Source organism: Pseudomonas sp. B329, from assembly GCF_023127835.1.
Taxonomy (GTDB): domain Bacteria; phylum Pseudomonadota; class Gammaproteobacteria; order Pseudomonadales; family Pseudomonadaceae; genus Aquipseudomonas; species Aquipseudomonas synxantha_A.
On sequence record NZ_SPKP01000022.1, the window covers coordinates 1 to 20,339 of the forward strand.

The 20,339-nt window shown below is 61.3% G+C and carries 19 protein-coding genes; 9 read left to right on the top strand and 10 right to left on the bottom strand.

Features of this window, described 5'->3' with window-relative positions; translation table 11 throughout:
• Positions 1 to 48: 48 nt before the first annotated feature.
• From E4P00_RS13455 to hmgA, 4 genes are read right to left on the bottom strand one after another with little or no spacing between them, the layout of a single operon-like run.
• Positions 49 to 1,410, bottom strand: a complete 1,362-nt coding sequence (locus E4P00_RS13455; protein ID WP_248131719.1) for an aromatic acid/H+ symport family MFS transporter — start codon at positions 1,408 to 1,410, stop codon at positions 49 to 51.
• A gap of 22 nt (positions 1,411 to 1,432) precedes the next feature.
• On the bottom strand, positions 1,433 to 2,095 hold the full coding sequence (maiA, locus tag E4P00_RS13460; RefSeq protein ID WP_216090783.1) for a maleylacetoacetate isomerase: 663 nt from the start codon (positions 2,093 to 2,095) through the stop codon (positions 1,433 to 1,435).
• Positions 2,096 to 2,107: 12 nt separating this feature from the next.
• Positions 2,108 to 3,394: a fumarylacetoacetase gene (gene fahA / locus E4P00_RS13465; protein ID WP_078820349.1), complete on the bottom strand. Its 1,287-nt coding sequence runs from the start codon at positions 3,392 to 3,394 to the stop codon at positions 2,108 to 2,110.
• A gap of 3 nt (positions 3,395 to 3,397) precedes the next feature.
• Positions 3,398 to 4,681: a homogentisate 1,2-dioxygenase gene (gene hmgA / locus E4P00_RS13470; protein ID WP_216090782.1), complete on the bottom strand. Its 1,284-nt coding sequence runs from the start codon at positions 4,679 to 4,681 to the stop codon at positions 3,398 to 3,400.
• 120 nt (positions 4,682 to 4,801) lie between these two features.
• Here hmgA and E4P00_RS13475 point away from each other — a divergent pair, with 120 nt between their 5' ends.
• Positions 4,802 to 5,581, top strand: coding sequence for an IclR family transcriptional regulator (locus E4P00_RS13475; RefSeq protein ID WP_248131721.1), 780 nt, complete (start codon positions 4,802 to 4,804; stop codon positions 5,579 to 5,581).
• Position 5,582: 1 nt separating this feature from the next.
• On the opposite strand, the gene dacB is transcribed toward E4P00_RS13475, so the two are convergent.
• From dacB to E4P00_RS13505, 6 genes are all read right to left on the bottom strand, one after another.
• Entirely contained in the window at positions 5,583 to 7,040 is a 1,458-nt protein-coding gene (dacB, locus tag E4P00_RS13480) for a D-alanyl-D-alanine carboxypeptidase/D-alanyl-D-alanine-endopeptidase (protein ID WP_248131723.1), read from the bottom strand.
• Between the two features lie 168 nt (positions 7,041 to 7,208).
• Positions 7,209 to 9,623, bottom strand: a complete 2,415-nt coding sequence (locus tag E4P00_RS13485) for a TonB-dependent receptor (RefSeq protein ID WP_248131725.1) — start codon at positions 9,621 to 9,623, stop codon at positions 7,209 to 7,211.
• A 109-nt stretch (positions 9,624 to 9,732) separates the two neighbouring features.
• Positions 9,733 to 10,005 (bottom strand): GIY-YIG nuclease family protein, encoded by a 273-nt coding sequence (locus E4P00_RS13490; RefSeq protein ID WP_032877650.1) that lies wholly within the window; start codon positions 10,003 to 10,005, stop codon positions 9,733 to 9,735.
• Positions 10,006 to 10,042: 37 nt separating this feature from the next.
• Positions 10,043 to 10,513, bottom strand: a complete 471-nt coding sequence (locus E4P00_RS13495) for a nuclear transport factor 2 family protein (RefSeq protein WP_032877651.1) — start codon at positions 10,511 to 10,513, stop codon at positions 10,043 to 10,045.
• Between the two features lie 91 nt (positions 10,514 to 10,604).
• A complete protein-coding gene (locus tag E4P00_RS13500; RefSeq protein ID WP_032877653.1) occupies positions 10,605 to 11,240 on the bottom strand; it encodes a response regulator transcription factor in 636 nt (211 codons plus the stop codon).
• Positions 11,241 to 11,440: 200 nt separating this feature from the next.
• A complete protein-coding gene (locus E4P00_RS13505; protein WP_248131727.1) occupies positions 11,441 to 12,259 on the bottom strand; it encodes a response regulator in 819 nt (272 codons plus the stop codon).
• 382 nt (positions 12,260 to 12,641) lie between these two features.
• Here E4P00_RS13505 and E4P00_RS13510 point away from each other — a divergent pair, with 382 nt between their 5' ends.
• The 8 genes from E4P00_RS13510 (at position 12,642) to E4P00_RS13545 (ending at position 20,322) form a co-directional block, all read left to right on the top strand.
• Positions 12,642 to 13,265 (top strand): DUF1120 domain-containing protein, encoded by a 624-nt coding sequence (locus tag E4P00_RS13510; protein ID WP_248131729.1) that lies wholly within the window; start codon positions 12,642 to 12,644, stop codon positions 13,263 to 13,265.
• A gap of 15 nt (positions 13,266 to 13,280) precedes the next feature.
• Positions 13,281 to 13,904 (top strand): DUF1120 domain-containing protein, encoded by a 624-nt coding sequence (locus tag E4P00_RS13515; protein WP_248131731.1) that lies wholly within the window; start codon positions 13,281 to 13,283, stop codon positions 13,902 to 13,904.
• Positions 13,905 to 13,932: 28 nt separating this feature from the next.
• Complete coding sequence (locus E4P00_RS13520; RefSeq protein WP_078820341.1) at positions 13,933 to 14,553, top strand: DUF1120 domain-containing protein; 621 nt, start codon at positions 13,933 to 13,935, stop codon at positions 14,551 to 14,553.
• A gap of 15 nt (positions 14,554 to 14,568) precedes the next feature.
• Entirely contained in the window at positions 14,569 to 15,189 is a 621-nt protein-coding gene (locus E4P00_RS13525; protein ID WP_078820340.1) for a DUF1120 domain-containing protein, read from the top strand.
• Positions 15,190 to 15,192: 3 nt separating this feature from the next.
• Complete coding sequence (locus tag E4P00_RS13530; RefSeq protein WP_078820339.1) at positions 15,193 to 15,876, top strand: DUF1120 domain-containing protein; 684 nt, start codon at positions 15,193 to 15,195, stop codon at positions 15,874 to 15,876.
• A 32-nt stretch (positions 15,877 to 15,908) separates the two neighbouring features.
• Positions 15,909 to 16,613: a fimbria/pilus chaperone family protein gene (locus E4P00_RS13535; protein WP_032877660.1), complete on the top strand. Its 705-nt coding sequence runs from the start codon at positions 15,909 to 15,911 to the stop codon at positions 16,611 to 16,613.
• Between the two features lie 120 nt (positions 16,614 to 16,733).
• Positions 16,734 to 19,172 (top strand): fimbria/pilus outer membrane usher protein, encoded by a 2,439-nt coding sequence (locus E4P00_RS13540; protein ID WP_248131734.1) that lies wholly within the window; start codon positions 16,734 to 16,736, stop codon positions 19,170 to 19,172.
• Between the two features lie 10 nt (positions 19,173 to 19,182).
• Positions 19,183 to 20,322 carry a DUF1120 domain-containing protein gene (locus E4P00_RS13545; RefSeq protein WP_248131736.1) on the top strand — a complete coding sequence of 380 codons (1,140 nt, stop codon included), beginning with the start codon at positions 19,183 to 19,185 and terminating at the stop codon, positions 20,320 to 20,322.
• Positions 20,323 to 20,339 lie beyond the last annotated feature (17 nt).

Consider the following 20,339-nt stretch of genomic DNA (forward strand, 5'->3'; position numbering starts at 1 on the left):
GCACAACAGCAGACCCGGCGCGACGGGGAAACTAATTGAGAACGCCCCCTAGGTGCGATTGAGAATATCGCCAGGCACTGGCGTTTTTAGCGTAGTGGAGCCCGGCGCCCGCACCTGAATAATCAACAGCGCCGCAATCACCGCCGGAATCGCACAGAAGAAGAAAATCTGCTCCACCGGTATATGCATCGCCAGCAACATACTGCCGAACAGCGGCCCCAGGATTGATCCAAAACGCCCTACCCCCAACGCCCAGCCTGTGCCGGTGGCGCGCACCTGCGCCGGGTAGAAATTGCTCGCAAAGGCATTGAGGGTCAGTTGCCCGCCGATGATGCAGAACCCGGCGGCGAACACGCAGGCCACCAGGTAACGGGGATTGTCGTGGTTCAAGCCCAGCAGGATAGTGCACAACGCAGCCACCGCCAGCACCCCGGACAACAGTCGCACCTTGCTTTTCAGGCGGTCGGCAAACCAGGCCATGAGGATGGCGCCCAAGGTGCCGGCAAACAGGAACATGGACGTGACCAGGTTGGCTTCGTTCAGCGCCAGGCCGCTTTCGAGCAACAGCGATGGCAACCAGCTGATCATGAAATACAGCAAAATCAAGCTGACAAAAAAAGTCGCCCAGATCAGCAGCGTCGGGCGCGCGTAGCCGTTGCGAAACAGCTCCACCACCGTCAGTTTGCTGCCTTGTTCCTGCAGGTTTTCAGCTTCGGTCGCGGGCGGCGGTTGCCAGTCGGGCAGCATCCGCGCCGTGACTTTGCGCAAACGCAGATACGGCGGCGCATCGCGCAACAGGCGTGGCAAGGATTCGGGCAACAGCCACACCAGGAACGGGAACAGCAGCAACGGCGTTACCCCACCAGCCAGGAACACCGCCTGCCAACCAAAGCTGTCGATAAACCCGGCCGCCACAAAGCCGCCTGCCGCGCCGCCGAACGAAAAGCCGCAGGCCGCCAGGGTCACCATCAAGGTGCGCATGCGCGGCGGCGAATATTCAGACATCAATGCCATGGCACTGGGCATTGCGCCTCCCATGCCGATGCCACAGATAAACCGCGCCGCCATCAGTGTGGTGAGGGAATTGGCAAACACCATCAGTACGGTCAGGCTGGCGTAGATCAGCACACAGGCCAACAGGATGCGCCGCACGCCGAAACGATCCGCCAGCGGTGTCACCAGCAGCGAGCCGAGGGTCAACCCGAGCAGGTTGGCGCTGAACACCGGCCCAAACGCAGCTTTTTCCAGGCCCCAATCCTGAGCCAGCGCCGGCACTACATAGCCCAGCACCTGGGCGTCGTAGCCATCGGTGACCAGCAGCAACGCCAGCAACACGAGAATCAACCACTGGTAGCGCGACACCGGACGGGCGTCGAGTGCCGCGCGAAAGCTGGCAATCTGATTGTGCATCGCAAGGTACCTTTATTTTTTATTAGGTTGGCACGATCAAAGGTGGGAGGGGCGGTGTGTCAGGTTGATTGGCGGGGTGGGCCTGTACGAAGGCCGGATGCTGCGCCGCCAACGCTGCCACTCGCCCAATGCGCGGGTAAGCCACCAGCGGCACCTTGAAACGTTCGGCCGCATACAGCTGTGGAATCAGAAATGCATCCGCCATGCCTGGCTGCTCGCCAAAGCAGAAGCCCTTATCTCCAATCAACTGCTCCACCGCACCCAGCCCCTGGCTGACCCAATGGGCGATCCATTCAAGCAACTGCGCTTCATCGTGCCCCCACTGACGCAACAGGTTCTGCGTGCTGGAGTTGTGCAGCGGGTGGATATCGCAGGCGATGATCGACGCTACCGCCCGTTCATGGGCACGGGCTGCCGGATCGCTGGAGAGCAGTGGCACCTGTGGATAACGCTCCTCCAGGTATTCGATGATCGCCTGCGACTGGATCAACGTCTCCCCTTGATCAGTACGCAACGCCGGCACACGTCCTTGAGGGTTGATCGCCAAGTACTCGGGCTGGTGATTGGCGCCGCCTGCCGGGACCAGCAGGTTGACTGGCAGCGCGGTGAAATCCAGGCCCTTGAGCGCCAGGGCAATACGTACCCGATACGACGCGGTGGAACGGTAGTAAGTATAGAGTTCCATGACCCTGCCCTCTTAACGTGCCGCAACCACAGTACCGCGGCATTCACCGAAGCCGATGCTGGCAAAACCTTCGCGGCGGCAACGGCCACGCAGGATGATTTCGTCGCCGTCTTCAAGGAATTTACGTACCTCGCCCGAGGCCAATTCAATCGGCTTCTTGCCGCCTTCGGTAATTTCCAACAGGCTGCCGAACTGCCCCGGCTGCGGCCCGGACAAGGTGCCTGAACCAAACAGGTCGCCGGCCTGCAACTGGCAACCGTTGACGCTGTGGTGCGCAACCATTTGCGCCACTGTCCAGTACATATGCTCGGTATTGCTCAAGGTCAGGCGATGGGCGGGCAGGTTCTGCTCGCGCATTGAGGCGGTGGTGAGCAGCACTTCCAGCTCGATATCAAAGGCGCCGGCGTTCTGATCACGTTTATCCAGCAGATACGGCAGCGGTTGCGGGTCGCCCTCGGGCCGCGCCGGTTGCGCTTTGCGAAAGGGCTCCAGCGCTTCGGCGGTCACCACCCATGGCGAAATACTGGTGATAAAGCTTTTCGACAGGAACGGGCCCAGCGGCTGGTATTCCCAGGCCTGGATATCTCGCGCCGACCAGTCATTGAGCAGGCAGAAACCGGCGATATGCTCGGCCGCATCGCCGATGGCAATCGCTTCGCCCATGGCATTGCCCTGGCCGATCCAGATGCCCAGCTCCAGTTCGTAGTCCAGGCGTGCGCAGGGGCCGAACGTCGGTTCGGACTGGCCGGCCGGCAGTGTCTGGCCTTTGGGGCGCCGGACCTGCGTGCCCGACGGGCGAATGGTCGACGCACGGCCGTGGTAACCAATCGGCACGTACTTGTAGTTGGGCAACAGGGGGTTATCCGGGCGAAACAGTTTGCCGACGTTCTGCGCGTGCTCGATGCCGACGTAGAAGTCGGTGTAGTCATTGATCTTCGCCGGCAAGTGCATCTGGCAATCGGCGGCGCGGTGCAGCACCTGCGCTTCGCGCTGTTGCAGCTGGCTGCCTTCGGCCAGCAGCTCCAGCAGGCGCTCGCGTAACGCCACGCGTGGCCCACGGCCAAGTTCAAAAAAAGCGTTCAATTGGCCACCCGCTGTTGCCTCAACGGCACGCCGGGCATCACCGTCAAATTCATCCAGCGCGGCGTGCAGGTCGAGGACCATGTCGCCGATCGCCACGCCACAGCGCGGGGCCGAGCCGTTGATACTGAACACGCCCAGGGGCAGGTTCTGCAGGGGGAAATCCGCGTGACCGTTGGCCGAGGCCACCCAGCTGCGGGTCTGCGTTGGTTGCGTCATGGGTTATCTCCGATTCGGGTTGAAGGTGGCGGGCAGTGAGGCCCAGCACGCGTCGTAAGCAGGTTGCAGCTGCGGGCACTCCAGGGCGAACTGGGTCGGGCGCAGCACTTGGCTGGTTTCGAACATGAAGGCCATGGTGTTATCGATCTTGTGCGGCGCCAGGTCCGCATTGATGGCCTTGGTGCAGGTCTCGCCATCCGGGCCATGGGCGCTCATGCAGCTGTGCAGCGACGCGCCGCCGGGCAGGAAGCCTTCGGCCTTGGCATCGTAGGCGCCCTGGATCAGGCCCATGTATTCGTTCATCAGGTTGCGATGGAACCATGGCGGACGGAAGGTATTCTCGGCCACCATCCAGCGCGGCGGGAAGATCACGAAGTCGAGGTTGGCCAGGCCATGCACGCTGGTAGGTGAGGTCAGCACGGTGAAGATCGACGGATCCGGATGATCGAAACTCACCGTGCCGATAGTGTTGAAACGACGCAGGTCGTATTTGTACGGCACGTTGTTGCCGTGCCAGGCGACCACGTTGAACGGTGAATGGTCCAGCTCACAGCCCCACAGCTCACCGAGGAATTTCTGTACCAGCGTGGTCGGTTGCTTGAGGTCTTCGTAGCGGGCCACCGGCGTGAGGAAGTCACGCGGGTTGGCCAGGCCATTACTGCCGATGGGGCCCAGGTCGGGCAGGCGCAGCGGGGCGCCGTGGTTCTCGGCAACATAACCGCGTGCGTGTGCATCCAACAGTTCGATACGGAATTTGAGGCCACGGGGCAGCACGACAATTTCCAGCGGCTCGACGTCCAGCACGCCCAGTTCGGTGGCGATGCGCAGGCGGCCCTGCTCCGGCACAATCAGCAGTTCACCGTCGGCATTGAAGAACACGCGCTCCATGGAACGATTGGCGCGGTAGGTGTAGATGCTGATGCCCGAAGGTTTTTCCGACCCCGAGTTGGCCACCATGCCGACCAGTCCATCGATAAAGTCCGTCGGCTCACTCGGAATGTCCAGCGGGTTCCAGCGCAGACGATTGGGCGTCACTGCGCCCAAGGGTCCACCGGCTAATTGCTGCGCAAGTTTGATGAACGCCGGGTGATTGGCCGACGGCTGGATGCGGTACAGCCAGGTGCGCCGGGCTTCGCTGCGCGACATGGTGAAGGCCGTGCCGGAAAACAGTTCGGTATATAGCCCGTAGGGGGCCTTCTGCGGCGAGTTCTGGCCGACGGGCAATGCGCCAGGCAAGGCTTCGCTGGCGAATTCGTTGCCGAAACCCGAAAGGTATTCGAGGGTCATGGATCATCCTCTGTGGGTCAGTTGTATTTATCGTAATCCAGTTACGCATAACGTAATTTGATCACTGTTGACCGTCAAGCTATAAAGACGCCCATTCATCTTTCGGATTCTCGCCCTTCCATGGAAAAGCCCCGCGACACCGGTAAACAGAAAGTCCGTTCGGCGGAAGTCGGCACCGATATTCTCAAGGCTCTGGCCGAATTGTCCCCGGCCACCTCGCTGTCACGTCTGGCCGAACATGTGCAGATGCCGGCGAGCAAGGTCCACCGCTATTTGCAGGCGCTGATTGCCTCCGGATTTGCCGAGCAGAACACCGCCACCAACCATTACGGCCTGGGCCGGGAGGCGTTGCGCGTGGGGCTGGCGGCGCTGGGCAGCATGGATGTGTTGAAAGTCGGCGCCATGCCCCTGGCCGAGCTGCGCGATGAATTGAATGAAACCTGCTTTCTGGCGGTGTGGGGCAACCAGGGCGCGACCGTGGTACAGATCGAGCCGGCAGTGCGCGCCGTTACTGTGGTGACGCAGTTGGGCTCAGTGCTGCCGCTGCTCAGTTCGTCCACCGGGCTGGTGTTCAGCGCTTACCTGCCGTCACGGGAAACGGTGGAACTGCGCGAACGCGAGATTCAAGCCGGCACCGCTCATACCTTGGCAGACGATCAGGCCTATGCCAGCGTGTGCGAACAAATCCGCAGCCGTGGCCTGCACTTTGTGCATGGCCTGCTGATGCCCGGCGTGGATGCGTTGTCGGCGCCGGTGTTCAATGCGGTCGGGCAAGTGGCGGCAGTGATGACCGTGGTCGGCCCGACCTCACTGTTCCATGCCGATGAAGATGGCCCGGCGGCGCAGCACCTGCTGGCGGCGACCCGGGCCGTGAGTTGGCGCATGGGCTATCAGCCCTGAATCAATCGTCGTTGCGTGACAGCGCCACTGCCACGCGGTCCTCCAGCGCCTTGACCTGCGCGCCGGCCACCACGTAGTTGTTGGTCAGCATCGCGAACACCAGCTTGCGCCCGCCGGCGTCGGTGATGTAACCACTCAATGACGACACGCCGCCCATGGAGCCGGTCTTGGCGTGCAGGTTGTTCTGCGCCTGCGTGTCGCGCAGACGGTAGCGCAGGCTGCCGCCGGTCATGCGGTCGGTGTTGCCGGCAATCGGCAGCGCGTTGTACCAGGTGTCGAACCACGGCTGTTTGCTGGCGGCCAGGAGCAGGTCGGTGAGGGTTTGCGACGACACCAGATTGCGCCGCGAGAGGCCGGAGCCGTCGACCTGACTGAACGTGCTGGTGTCCAGCCCCTGACGCTTGAGAAACCCGGCCACCGCCACGGCGCCCGCCGCTGCCGTGCCGCTATTGGCGGTCTGGCGCCCCATGGCCTTGAGCAAGGCTTCGGACATGTTGTTGTTCGAGAGCTTGAGCAACGGCGTGATCAACTCCTGTAACGGTGCCGATTGGTGCTCGGCCAGCACCGTCACTGCAGCCGGGCTTGCCCCACCCATCACTCGACGCCCCAATACGGTGATGCCCTGTTGCGCCAAGGCCTGTTCGAACAGATTGGCCACCAGTTGCGTTGGCTCCCAGACGCTGACCAATTGCTGGCTCTGCCGCCCCGGCGCCACTGCGCCGCTGAGCTGCAACAGGTTGGTGCCATGGCGACGGTTGATCCCATAGCTGTTGCCCGGCCCACTGATGGCGCGGTTGCTCAGTTGCAGGTAATCGGTGGGCGGAAAAATCTCGACACTTACCGGCGAGCCGGCCCGCAGCGCAGCCTTCGCGGTGACCAGTACGCTGCCTGCATCGAAATCCGAATCAGGCGACACGGTCAGCGCTGAAATCTGCGCGCCGTAGTAGGTGGTTTCGTCATCGTGAGACCAGTCGACACCCAGCCGCTCAGCGTCGAACCAGGTGTCATCGAACACCAGGTCGCCCTGCACCTGGCGCACGCCCTGGCTGGCCAATTGCGCGGCCAGGGCCTGGTAATCGGCAAACTGAACGGTCGGGTCGCCGAGGCCACGCAGGTACAGGTTGCCGGTCAAGCGGTCGCCCTGGCGTATGCCATTGCTCAGCAGTTGGGTGGCGAAGCGGTATTGCGGCCCCAACACATCCATCGCCGCGGCGGTGGTCAGCAACTTGAGGTTGGACGCGGGCACCAGCCGGGTGCGAGGGTTGTGCTGATAGAGCGTGGCGCCACTGCGAGCATCGCGCACCATCAGCGACACCGTAGCGCCGTGCAGCGCCGGGTCGCTCAACAGTTTATCCAGGGTTGCCGGCGTGGAAGTTTGGGAGACGCTGGCGCAGCCGCCCAGTAAAAAACTCAAACCGACCAGCAGGGTGCCGGTGCGTAACCATTTTACAAAGTGCATCGTTGCGTTTTCCATAAGCATGCAATGGCGGCAACGCTAACAGCTCGCTATCAATGTGGCGACCGCTTTCCTGTGGGAGCTGGCTTGCCTGCGATGCAGACAACTCGGTGTATCAGGCAAACCCAGTCGATGCCATCGCAGGCAAGCCAGCTCCCACAGATAAATGAATCAGAAGGTCAAGGTGCTGGACACCGACACCTGCCGCGCATCGCCAACCGACACAAACTGCGTATTCACCGATGAGGTGTAGTAAGTACGATCGAACAGGTTCTTCACATTGAGCTGGAACTTGACCTTCTGCCCTTCAAGCCGGGTGTCATAGCTGGCGAACACATCGGCCACGGTGTAGCTGGGCAGTTCGAAACTGTTGGCCGCGTCCCCTGCCCGCTCGCCGACATAACGCGCCCCGGCGCCGACACGCAGTTGATCGCCGCCCAGGACACTGCCGAAGTCATACACCGCCGACAACGAGCCGGTGCTTTTTGCCACATTCTGCAGGCGATTGCCTTTGAGCTTAGGGTCTTCGGTAACCTCGGCATCGGTATAGGCATAGCTGCCAATCAGGCTCCACTTATCCGTCAGTTGGCCGCTGGCATCCAGCTCCAGACCGCGAGAGCGCACCTTGCCGGCCACGCTGTACTCCGAGGTCAGGCCCTCGCCTACCTGCACCAACACGTTGCGTTTATCGATCGTGAACAGCGCGGCACTGGCGGTGATGCGCCCCGGCAGGTCGAACTTGGTACCCAGCTCCCAGGCTTTGGATTCTTCCGGCTGCAAACTGCCATTCAACACGGTTTTATTGGCCAGCGGCGCGATGGTGGAGTTGGGTTTGAACGACTCGGTATAACTGCCGTAGAACGACAATTGATCAGTGTAGCGATACACCAGCCCGGCCCGTGGTACCCACTTCTGGCCATTGCCGTCGGTGTTGGCGGTGAACGGCACGCCTTTGCCGGCGTATTGATCGTACATCTGGTAGCGCGCACCGCCGACCAGGATCCATTGATCGTTGAGGTGGATGGCATCCTGGAAGAACAGCGAATCGCTGCGCAGCAGATCGGTCTGGTTGCTGTCCGGCGCGCTGACTTTGGAACCGGCGACTTCATTGCCGTATACCGGGTTGTTGTAATCGAAGGTGCCTCGCGGCGCCTGGCGGATCAGGTCGGCACGGTAGATCTTGCGGTACTCATCGTCCAGGCCGAACACCAGATCGTGCTGCATACCTGCAACATCGACCCTGCCTTCGAGGCTGGCGGTGGCGAAGCGGTCGGTGGTCAACGCGCCCTGGGTACCGTCCATGTTACGGGTCAGGGTGCCGTTGGTGTTGACCTTGACCACGCGCACCTGGCTGGCGTCATAGGTTTCGCGATTCCAGCTGTAGCCGAAGTGAGCTTTCCAGTCGTCGTTCAGATCATGATCGACGGTCAGGCGGTACAGATCGGAGCGACCTTCCATGTTGTTGAACGGTTCATCCAGACGCCGGGTGGCGGGGATGTTCAGCGGGTGGTTGGTCTTGGGATCGATGGCGGTGCCACGGTCGAACGGCGCGAGAAATTCGCGGTGTTCATAGGCCAGCACCACTTGGGTGGTATCGCCGTACCAGGCCAGGGACGGCGCCACCAGGGTCTCGCGATGGGTGCCGTAGTTACGCCAGTAATCTTCGTCTTCATGATCGACAATCAGGCGATAAGCCAGGCCGCTGTCGCCGAGGGGGCCGGTGGTGTCGAGGTTGCCGCCGCTGCCGTTCTTGCCGCTGCCGAAGGTCGAGCCGCGCGCGGTCAGGGAGGTGGACTGCATCAGCTCAGGCTTTTTGCTGACGATATTGACCACGCCGCCCGGGTCCTGGATGCCATACAACAGCGAGGATGGGCCCTTGAGCACTTCAATACGCTCGGCGGTAGCGTTCATGGCACGGCCCTGCACCACCGGCATACCGTCCTTCATGATCGAGCCGTTACGGTTGTCGCCAAAACCACGCAACATCACCGCGTCCTGAGTACTGCCGAGGGTGTTGGACTGGGTGATGCCGCTGATATTGCCCAGGGCGTCATCCAGGTTGCGCGGTTGCTGGTCGCGCAGCACCTGGGCCGGCACCACGTTGACGGTTTGCGGGGTTTCCAGCAGCAACCCATGGGAGCGCATCACCGAACTGGTGGGCGGCGGCTGATAGCTGGTGCTGTCCTGCGTCGGGTTGGCCGCGCTGATAGTGGTGGCGCCAAGGTTGACCGCGCCGTCGCTGGGCAGCGGCTCCAGGGCCAGGGTGCGGGCGTCGATCTGGCGGAAGGTGAAACCTGTATTGCTCAGCAGACGTTGCAGGGCCTGGGTCGCGCTCATCTGCCCACTGAGCGCCGGGGCATTGAGGCCATAAGGCGCTTCATCGGTGTAGATCACACTGATGCCTGTGACACGGCTGAACTCGCTCAGGGCCTGGGGCAGTGGTTTGGCTGCCAGGGCAAAATTGAACTGGGCGCTTTGCTGCTCATGCGCACGCGCAACGCTCAAAGGCAGCAACGCCAGCCCTGACACCGCCAAGACCGAGGCTCCCAGCCACTGTTTTACCCAACCACCCGCCGTTGACTTCATGCTGTGAGAACCCGTGTAGAAAACGCTGTTAATGCGAATAGATCGCAGTTTCATGCACTACACGGATGGGCCGAGGATTTACCTCACATGAATCAGTAAATAATTTCGATCATTGCTTGCCACTCGTCGCGAGACACTCCTTGGCACTCTTCTTCAGCTTCTTGATCAGCCGCTCCTGGCGCAACGCCTCACCCTTGCTCGCGCATTGTTCGGTGTACACCAACGCCACCGCCGGGCTGGACAAGAAAAACCGCGCGCCCTTGCCGCTTTGGTGGCAGGCAAAGCGGCGCACCGGGTCATTGCTGATGCCGCAATACAACGAGCCATTGGCGGCACGCACCAGGTAGACGAACCAGGGTTTGGGTTCTACAGGATCAGTCACAGGGCAATTTCGGCAAACCAGAGGAGCGCCAATCTTATCAACGACCGGCCTGGAATGCCTTCAAGCCTTTAAGCGCCTGGGCCCGCACCGCATTTTTCAGCGCCGGCGACCAGCCCAACAGCAGCCCTTTCAAGCCCAGCGCCTGGCGCGACCAGCGCCACAGGTCGAAGTGATCGTGGTGCTCGCAGATCTTGCCGTCGCGAAACACAAAGCGCGCACCGATGTCGTTAACCACCGTATTGCCCGTGGCACTGAACAGGTACGTCGCCACCCAGTGCGCGCTGCCTGTGCTGTCATCACTGCGCACGTGGTCGAAGGTCAGGGAGAAATCCTTGGCCCGCGTGGTGAGCATTCGCCACATATCCCCCGCGTCGCGCCCGCGCAACTCGCCGAAGGCCGGGTCGCTGAACACCACGTCTTCGGTGTAGCAGGCGGCCATGGCTTCGGCATCCAGGCGCTGGAAGGCACTGTAGAACGCGGTGATCAGGGCGTTATGGGCATCACTCATGGGCAGGCTCCGCAGGTTTCGAAAGAATAAGCGCACGATAGGCTGCCCACACCGCGCTGGCTACTGACATTCGCCAGGCAAATGCAGGAGCCTACGGCACCATCCCAGTGCTGCGAGCGTAGGCGAACAGGTCTACATCGGTTGAGATACTCAGCCGCTGCATAGCCGTGCTTTTCTGCTTACTGATGGTAGAGATACTGCGGTTGACCTGTGCCGCAATCTGGCTGACGGTCATGCCGCTGGCCAACATGCGCACCACCTCGCGCTCCTTGCAGGACAATTGCGGCACCTGGGACTGATCGCCCGTACCCGCCTCTACCATTTGCATCCGCAGGGATTCACTGGCGAACGTCTGGCCGGCACACACAGCCTTGATCGCCTGGGGCAGCTCCTTGGCCGAAGCACTTTTGGCCACCACGGCCTTGGCACCATGGGCGAAGGAAGCACGCAGGGTGGCGACGCTGGCGAACATGGTCACCAGAATCACCGGCAACTGCGGGTATTGGCGGTGCAACAGGCTCAACAGCCCGTAGCCGTCGGCCTGCTGGCCGCCTGGCATGGCAAAGTCTGTGACGAGCACGTCACACGGGGTTGTCCTCAACAGTTCGAGCAACTGATCGGGGCCGTCGGCTTCCGCGACCACTTTGCACCGGCCATGCGCCTCAATCACCACTTTCTGCCCGATACGCACAATAGGGTGATCGTCAGCAATAATTACTCGAAGCATAGATTCCCACGAATGATGGCAAACTGAATCCGCGCAAAATACCCCCGCTGGCGCTCATCAACAACCGCTAACAAAGTGCTGCTGGCAGCCACGCTCAATGTTCAGTAGCTCACAATTTTTTGCCTACAAAACAATAAGAAAATACCTACAGCAAAGACAAGATCAACGGATTGCAAAACGCTCTGCGCCAACACTACCTCTCAGACTTCAGAGAGGTACTCGAGATAGACGAACAAGCGCGCCAGGAACAACTCCAATTGCACCTTGTGCGCAGCAACACCCTGGGACTGGACCTGTTCGATCAGCTTCACGGCGCTGGCTTCAAGGCCAGTACCGCCCAAAAACACCAGGCTGCCCACCAATCGATGGAGGCGCTCAGCCGTCAGTGACGAGTTCAACGTCAAGCAGGCATGGCGCAACACGCGGTGGTCTTCCCAAGCCTCGAACAACAGGGTTTCCAACAATTGATCGACGATACGCTCGCTGCCAAACATGGCGACCAACGTGGCACGGGTTGGCCAGCCGGCGAGCGGCGCAACAGCCTTCTGGACGACATACGCGTCATCCACGCCCGGCAGCCAGCGTGCCAACACGGCGTGCAGCTGTTCAAGGGTCAATGGCTTGAGCAGCCAGGCATCCATGCCGGCGTCGCGGCAACGCCGGGGGCTGTCGTTTTGCAGGTTGGCGGTCAAGGCAATGATCGGCACTCGCCTCTGCCCGTTGTCGCGCTCATGCTGGCGAATAGCGCGAGCCATGCTGTAGCCGTCCATGAACGGCATCTGGCAATCACTGATCACCAAGTCGAAGGGCCGGCTGGCAAAGGCCGCCAGCCCGACGTACCCATCGTCGGCCAATTCGTATCCCAACCCCAGTTTTTGCAGCAAACAACCCAGCAACAGGCGGTAGGCTGAATGGTCTTCCACCACCAGCACGCTCAACTGCTGCCAATGAAGCGGGGGGGCACCTTGTGGCTTCAATTTGCGGTTCGCTCCTGCTGTTGAACCTACCAGCGAACCCATCAGTACCTCTATCGTGACTATTGATCCGGCAGTAATCTCCGGCACTGGTGCAATAGCCCTCGATACCTCTCATGTAGCAAATACCCATTCAGGGGGTATCTATAATCTTTTGAGTCAGACCGAGTCGATACAACAACTACGAAAAGCACCACCGCCCCCCCTCTCCCGGCACGTCCTTCGTCCCCCCGCCAATGTCGTATTAGTTGTATTTCCCCCGCGCGCCCCCCTCGCTAGATTGTGCCCACCCCAAAGAGGGACGACTTGCCACTCCCCGGCAAGCGCCAAAAAATCGAGATCGCCTCCAGGCAACCACCCGCCCACACAAGACCGGGCGTTGCCCTGGCGTGCCTCAATCTGCCAGCTTGTAATGGAACAATTTGAAATGAAGACCTCTGTATCCCTACTGAGCAGTGCCCTGCTGCTCGCCATAACGTCATCCGCTTTCGCCGCCAGCAGCGTCGACCTGACTGTCAAAGGGTTGATCACGCCCAGCGCCTGCACACCCAACCTGCCGGGTGACGTCGATCTTGGAAAAATCGCCGCAAAAGATCTGAATCAAGACAGCTATACGCCGCTTGAGAAAAAGACCCTGCAACTGAGCGTCAATTGCGACGCGGCGACGCTGTTTGCAATCCATCCCGTCGACAATCGAGCCGGTTCCGCCGCGTCCGGCGGCGCCTTTGGCCTGGGCTTGATCAACGAAACCCAGAAGCTCGGCCTGTATCAGTTGACGTTCAGCAACCCCGTCACTGAAACACCATCCACCCTGATTGCAATGTACAACTCCGAGGGCCGATGGACAGACCTCCTTACGGATGAGGTCATTGCCCCCAACGATCTGGTGGCGCTGGGCAGCCGCGGTGAGAACGGTTGGGCCCCCCACCCGATCAAAGACGCGCTCATGGACATGACGCTGCACACCTTGATTGCACCTGCAAGAAACCTGACCTTGACTAGCGAAGTGGCAATCGACGGCTCCGCGACCTTTGAAGTGAAGTACCTGTAAATGGACGTTTCCCAGATGAAGACCCGCCTGCCCCTGTGGAGCAGCGCCCTGCTGCTCACCATGACGTCATCGGCTTTCGCCGCCAGCAGCGTCGACCTGACCGTCAAAGGGTTGATCACGCCCAGCGCCTGTGCAGCCAGCCTGCCGGGCAATGTCGATTTTGGAAAGATCGCGGCAAAAGACCTGAATCTCGATACCCCTACACAGCTTGAACGCAAAACCCTGCAACTGAGCGTGAATTGCGAAGCGGCGACACTGTTCGCCATCGACCTCATCGATAACCGAGCGGGCTCTCCCATATATAGCTACGCGTTTGGCCTGGGGCTGACCAACGAAAACCAGAAGCTCGGCCAATATAGCTTCACATTCAACAATCCCGTCGCCGAAACACCCTCCACCCTGCTGGCGATGTACAACGACGATGGTCAGTGGAGAGACATCTATCCGGACGACGCTGTTGGGCCAGGTGAGTTTGTCGCACTGGGCAGCCGCGGCGATAACGGTTGGGCGCCGCATCCGATCAAGGACGCGACGATGGACATTACCCTGTACGGCTCCATTGCGGCAGCAAAGGACCTTACATTAACTAACGAAGTGGCAATCGACGGTTCGGCGACCTTTGAAGTGAAGTACCTGTAAACCACCATTCATTCACAGGATGTGACCCATGGCCAGCCCTCTCACTACCCTCACTGCGACACTGTTGCTGTTTGGCGCCGGCTCAGTCTTCGCCGCCAGCAGCCTGGACCTCACCGTCAAAGGCATCATCACGCCAAGCGCCTGCGCGCCAGAGGTCTCCGGCGGTGGCAATGTCGACTTCGGCAAGGTGTCGGTCAAGGATCTCAATAGCGACACCTACACCGACCTGCCCCGAGAAACCATGCTCTTGAGCGTGCATTGCGAAGGGCCGACGTTTTTTACCCTGAACACCATCGACAACCGCGCCGGCACCACCGCCAGCCACTTCAGCTGGCACGGCCTGGGCATGACCCCCAACGATGAAAAAGTCGGTGATGCCGGGCTTGGCCTCTACCAGCCGGTGGCCGACGACGTGCCGGTACGCACCATCGTCTCAAGGGATGGCGGCGCAACCTGGATGCCCTCCGTGATGCTCAGCCACACCGTGCTGACAGCGGTCGCCAACAACGACGGCGTGGTACCGATTGCGATCCAGAAGCTGGAGGCCGAGATCCGCCTGATCACTCACATCGCGCCCGCCAGCAACCTGACACTGACCGACGATGTGCCTATCGACGGTCACGCCACCGTGCAAGTCAACTACCTCTAAGGATAAGGAGACCCGATGAACATTCGATTGACCACGCTGGCCGCCAGCGTACTTCTGCTCTGCTCAACCACTGCCTTCGCTGCCTCCAGCGTCGACCTGACCGTCAAGGGGCTGATCGTGCCCAGCGCCTGTATACCCACCCTTTCCGGTGGCGGTGTGATCGACCATGGCAAGGTGTCCGCCAAGGACCTGAACCCCGATAGAGGAACGGCGATTGGCAGGCATACCCTATTGATGACCGTCGATTGTGACGCGCCAATCCAGTTTGCCCTGCACCCCATTGATAATCGTGCAGGCTCAGGCCTCTCGACAGACTTTGGCCTGGGCTTTATCAACGAGAACCAAAAGCTCGGTCATTTCTCCCTCACCTGGCGTAACGCAGTGGCTGAAGACGGCGTTGCCGTCCAACCTATCGCATCGATGGATCAGGGTAACTCCTGGTACCCCGAAAAATTCTGGGAACCGAGCATGTACATGGCAGCGGCCTCAATGGATGACGACACCCAGCCAATGCCAATCAAGAATCTGCGCGTAGACCTGGAAGTGCTCACGATCATCAACCGCACCGACGGGCTGGACCTCAGTAATGAAGTCACCATCGACGGTTCCGCCACCCTCGAAGTGAAGTACCTGTAACCCATGGCCGCCCATCCCTTGAAAACTGCCGGGCATGGGCTGCGCCTACCTGTGCCGGTACTGGACACAGTTGGCCGTTACGTGGCTGCGCTGCTCTGCCTGGCCACCTTAGTCGATACCCACGCAGCCTCGACCGTCGACCTCACGGTGACCGGCCGGGTGACACCGGATGCCTGCCACATCGAGCTGATGAATGACGGCATCATCGAGCATGACAAGATCCCCGCACATAGCCTCAACGCAGACGAGTTCACCGTGCTGCCCAGCCAGCTACTCGAACTGCATGTGCTCTGCGCCAGGCCCATGCTGTTTGCCTTGGTAGGCATCGACAATCGCGCCGACTCCTCGCTGGCCCCCGACTTTTTCTACGGACTGGGCAGAAACATCCACGCCCCCGAGGAGCGGCTCGGCTCCGTAGCGTTGTCCTATCGCAACGTAGTGGGCGATGCGCAGCCCATGCAGGTATTGGCCTCCACCAACAACGGGGAAACCTGGTCACCGGACCCCAACGCCTATCCAAGATCCTATATGGCCTTTGCACTGCTGGGCGACCGTCAACCGGACTTCATCAGCCAACTGACCGCGGAGCTTCAGGTGGTCACCGCCATCAATTTTTCGCAGTACCTGACGCTGGACCAGGAAGTCCCCCTCGACGGCTCCATCGTCCTGGATTTGCGTTACCTCTGACCGATGCCTTTTGGCCTAATGGAAAACCCGTCATGACGACGACATTCTCAAACACCGCTGTCGGCCTTATCGCCCTGCTGCTGATACTCGGCAATCAAGTCAAAGCCGACGGGATGGTACCGGACACCTCCGTGGTGATCGTGTTCGAAGCCGAAGGCGAAGCGGCAGTGTCGGTGACCAACACCGACAGCCAACTCGCGCTGCTGCATGTGACCTTGCAGGATATTCCGGAAGACACCGAGCCGCTGCTGGTGGTGACACCGCCGCTGTCACGGGTCGAGGCGTCTAAATCCCAGTTGGTGCGCTTCATCCTGCAAAACCGGAAGCCGTTGCTCACCCAACGGCTTAAACGCGCAGTGTTCGAAGGCATGCCCCAAGGCCGTGCCGCGACCGCCGCCGGGCATGCCCGCGTGGGCGTGACCGTGCGCCAGAACTTGCCGGTGATCGTGCATCCCAGAGGCCTTGCCCCCAACCGCACGCCTTGGACCGACCTGACCTGGACCTTGCGCGACGGCCAGTTGCAAGTGCGTAACGACACGCCCTATGTAGTGCGCCTGGCGCAGGAACTGCTGCTGTTGCCCGGCAACGGCAGGGCGATGCTGCCGCGCACTTACGTGCTGCCCGGCGAAGCCTTGAGCGTGCCGGCCAGCGGCGGGCAGGCCAACACGGTCAGGTTACAGCCGGCCACTGTGTACGGCTTTGCGGTGAAAGCCTACGACGCACCGATCACCCTCTGACTGAAAACCGCAGGCGTCGCCCCCCTGACCGCCGCCTGAATAACGAAGTGACGGCTCATTGACCGTCACCAGAACGCCTGGGCACACGGGGCCCGCGCGTTCACTACTCGAGTACCTTGCGTGAAAACAGTATTGAGTTACCGTGACGGCGAAGCCGTGCCCGACATCCCTGCCAACTCGACCTTGCCGCTGGTGTTGCTGCTGCTGTGCGCGCTGATGCCCGCCAAGGCATGGGCCGAAAACTCCAGCGCCTCCAGCTTCGACGCCCAGACCTTGCATCAACGCGGCATTGATCCACAGCTGGCCAGCCTGCTGCTGGCAGCACCGCGCTTCGCCACCGGGCAACACACGGTCAATCTGCGGGTCAATGGTCAGCGACGCGGCCGGCTGGATGTGACCTTCGATCAGCAAGGCAACCCGTGCTTCGACCGCGCATTGCTGGACGCCGCCAACCTGGTGATCCCGAATGAAACGGCAGGTTGTCACGATTTTCTTGCGCAATATCCGCAAACCCTGGTTGAACCGGACCCGGCGACGCTGACGGTGTCACTGGTGGTACCCACCGAGGCGCTGCGCCCCATACAGCAGGATATCTCGGGGTACGAAACCGGCGGGTTTGCCGGGCTGCTCAACTACGACCTCAGTGGTTTCTACAACCGCTTCGGCGATGACGCCAGCCGCTTTGGCTCGGCCAACACCGAGGTGGGGTTCAATGCCGGCGATTGGATCGTGCGCAGTCGCCAAGTACAGACCTGGCAGGATGGCCTGTCACGCAGCACCCACTTGCAAGCCTATGCCCAGCGCACCTTCGCCAGCCACCAGGCGGTGCTGCAGGCTGGGCAAATCAACCTGTATAACCCGGTACTGTCCGGCGCGCAGATTACCGGGGTGCAGGTGCTTACCGAGCAAGCCCTTCAAGAACAGGGCCAGGGTGCGCTGATCCAGGGCATTGCCAACAGCCCTGCCCAGGTGGAGGTGCGACAGAACGGTGCGTTGATTCACTCCACCGTCGTGCCCGCAGGCCCCTTTACCCTGCCCGATGTACGTCGCTTGAATACGCGCTCGGACGTCGAGGTCACGGTCAAGGAAAGCGCCGGGGGTGAGCGGCGCTTCACCGTACCGGCGGCCATGCTCGGCCTTGGGTTGCCCGCACCGGGTTACTCCGTGGCCGCGGGCCGGGTGCGGAATGTGGGCGACGCCAAAGGCGATGATCCGTGGGTGGTCAGTGGCGGCTGGACCGGTGCGCTGCACCCGCAGTTGACCTTGGGCACTGGTGTACTGGCAGCCAGCGAATACCGCTCGGTGGGCGCCAGCCTGGGCTGGTTGCCGTGGGTGGACAGCCAGATCCAACTGTCCACACAGCTGTCCAACACCCAGGCGTGGGAAAAGGTTTCGGGCGTACAGACCGACCTTTCCTGGTCCCAGCGCCTGGGCGAGCAGTGGTCGATCAGCGCCGCCAATTCCTGGCGCAGCATCGGCTATCGCGAACTTGAAGAAAGCACGTATGAGCGTGATGACAGCAACCGCGACGCCCGTTATCGCGACCAACAAAGCCTCAACCTGGGCTGGTCGCATCCGCTGCTGGGTGCGTTCAGCGCCGGGGTTGCGCGCTCGGCCAACTTCGCTGGCGACAGCAGCAGCCGTGCGCTGGCCTCTTGGGGCACGAGCATCGGCGCTGTGTCACTGTCGGCCAGTGCCGAGTGGCAAATGGGCGGTAGCCAGCAACAGGACAACGCGGTGTACCTCAATATCAGCGTGCCGTTGGGCGAAAGTCGCCGGCTACGTAGCTGGGTGCGCAATTCCGGCGGTGAGAACCGCACCGGCCTGGGCCTCACCGAACAGATCGACGACCAACTCAGCTATCGCGTCAGCGCCGAACACGACAGCAGCGACCATCAAGTGGAAACCACGCTGGGCGTCTCGGTACTGCCGCGTTACAGCCAGCTCGATTTCAGCTACAGCCGCGCTGATGCCGAACGCTCCAGTTATCAAGGCGGCGCTCGCGGCGGTGTGGTGATACATGGCGACGGCGTGACTTTTTCACCCTACCCGGTGCGCGACACCTTTGCCCTGGTGTCGGTCGGCGATATGAGTGGCATCAAGCTAAGTACCCCCAGCGGCGCGGTGTGGACCGACTGGCAAGGCCAGGCCGTGGTGCCGCAAGTCGCCGCCTACGGGCGCAGCCCAGTGGAAGTGCAGACACGTTCACTGCCGCGCAATGCCGACATCAACAATGGCCTGGCGATGATCTCGGCCGGACGCGGCGCCGTTGACCGAGTCGAATTTGGCATCAGCTTGACCCGTCGCATATTGCTCACCGTCAGCACCGACCAGGGTACACCTCTGCCTGCCGGAGCCTCAGTCAGCAGCGCCAGCGGCGAGTTCGTCACCTTGGTGCAGGACGCCAGCCAGGTGTTTCTACCCAACGTGCTGGACCAATCGACGCTGTGGATAACCACACCCGATGGCGGTCGATGCGAATTGCGTTACTCCCTGCCGGAAAAAGCCGACCCCACGGTGTACTTCGAAACTGCTCCCGCGCGTTGCCACGCGCCTTGAGGATCCCGTCATGCCCTTCGCAACATGTATGCGCCAACTGTGCCTGTGGTTATTGATCGGCGGGGCCGGCACCGCCCACGCCTTGGAAGAATGCCAACTGAATGTCAGCGAATCCCTGATCGATTTCGGCTTGATGAGCCGCCTGGCACAAAGCGACAGTGCGCTGGAGCGCTTGCTTGGCGAGCGGCGCCTGAGCGTGACCATCAACTGTCCGCAAGCGCAAGATTTGAGCCTGTTCTATCGCGCACTGGCCGCTAGCCCGCAGCGCCTGCAATTTACCCCGCATGGCAGCTATGCCATCGAAGCCGGCAACGCCGTGCTCGATGGTCGCGCCGTAGAGTTGGGGCTGCTACCTGCTGCGGGCCAGGCGCCCGTGGCCAATGGCGCGGTGCTGGAATGGCGTTCCGGCCATGGCATCGCGCCGGTCGCACACGGTGCGGTGCTCAGGGGCAACACCCTGTCGTTGCAACTGACGCTGCGCGCCTGGGCCGACCCCGCTGCCACTCAAGTGCGCGACAACACCACCTGGGAAGTTTCCGGGATGTTGTACAGCGCACAAAACGGACGCTACCGGGAACTGGCCGTGCGCGCGCACTTTGCGCCCATCGCCTGCCTGCCGACATTATCCGACCAGGGCGTAGTGGACTACGGCACCCTGTATGCCAAAGACCTAAATGCCACCACTGAAACACCGCTGCCCATTCGCACACTGCGCCTGAGTGTGACCTGCGATGCGCCGATCCGCTTTGCTCTGCGCATGAAAGACAACCGCGACGGTTCGGCCACGGGCGGTACCGATGAAACCGCTTATGGATTGGACCTGGATGCCAGTCGCAACAAAATCGGGCGATTTTACCTGACTATCGACCCGGCCGAATTCAGCGCCGACACCTTGCCCGCGCTGTACCGCACCGACTCCACCAGCAACGGCGTGGCGTGGAGCAGTTCCACCGCGCGGCAAATCCCCATGGCCGCCAACAGCCTGCTGGGGTTTACCGACACGACGGGCGTCACCACCGGCCCGGTGGCCATCCAGACCCTGACCGGCACGATGCGTCTCAAGTCTTACCTTGCCCCCATGCAAAGCCTGGATCTTCGCGAGGTGGTGCATATCAATGGTTCCGGCACTATCGAAATCGTCTACCCCTGACCCGTCACTGTGAGGAA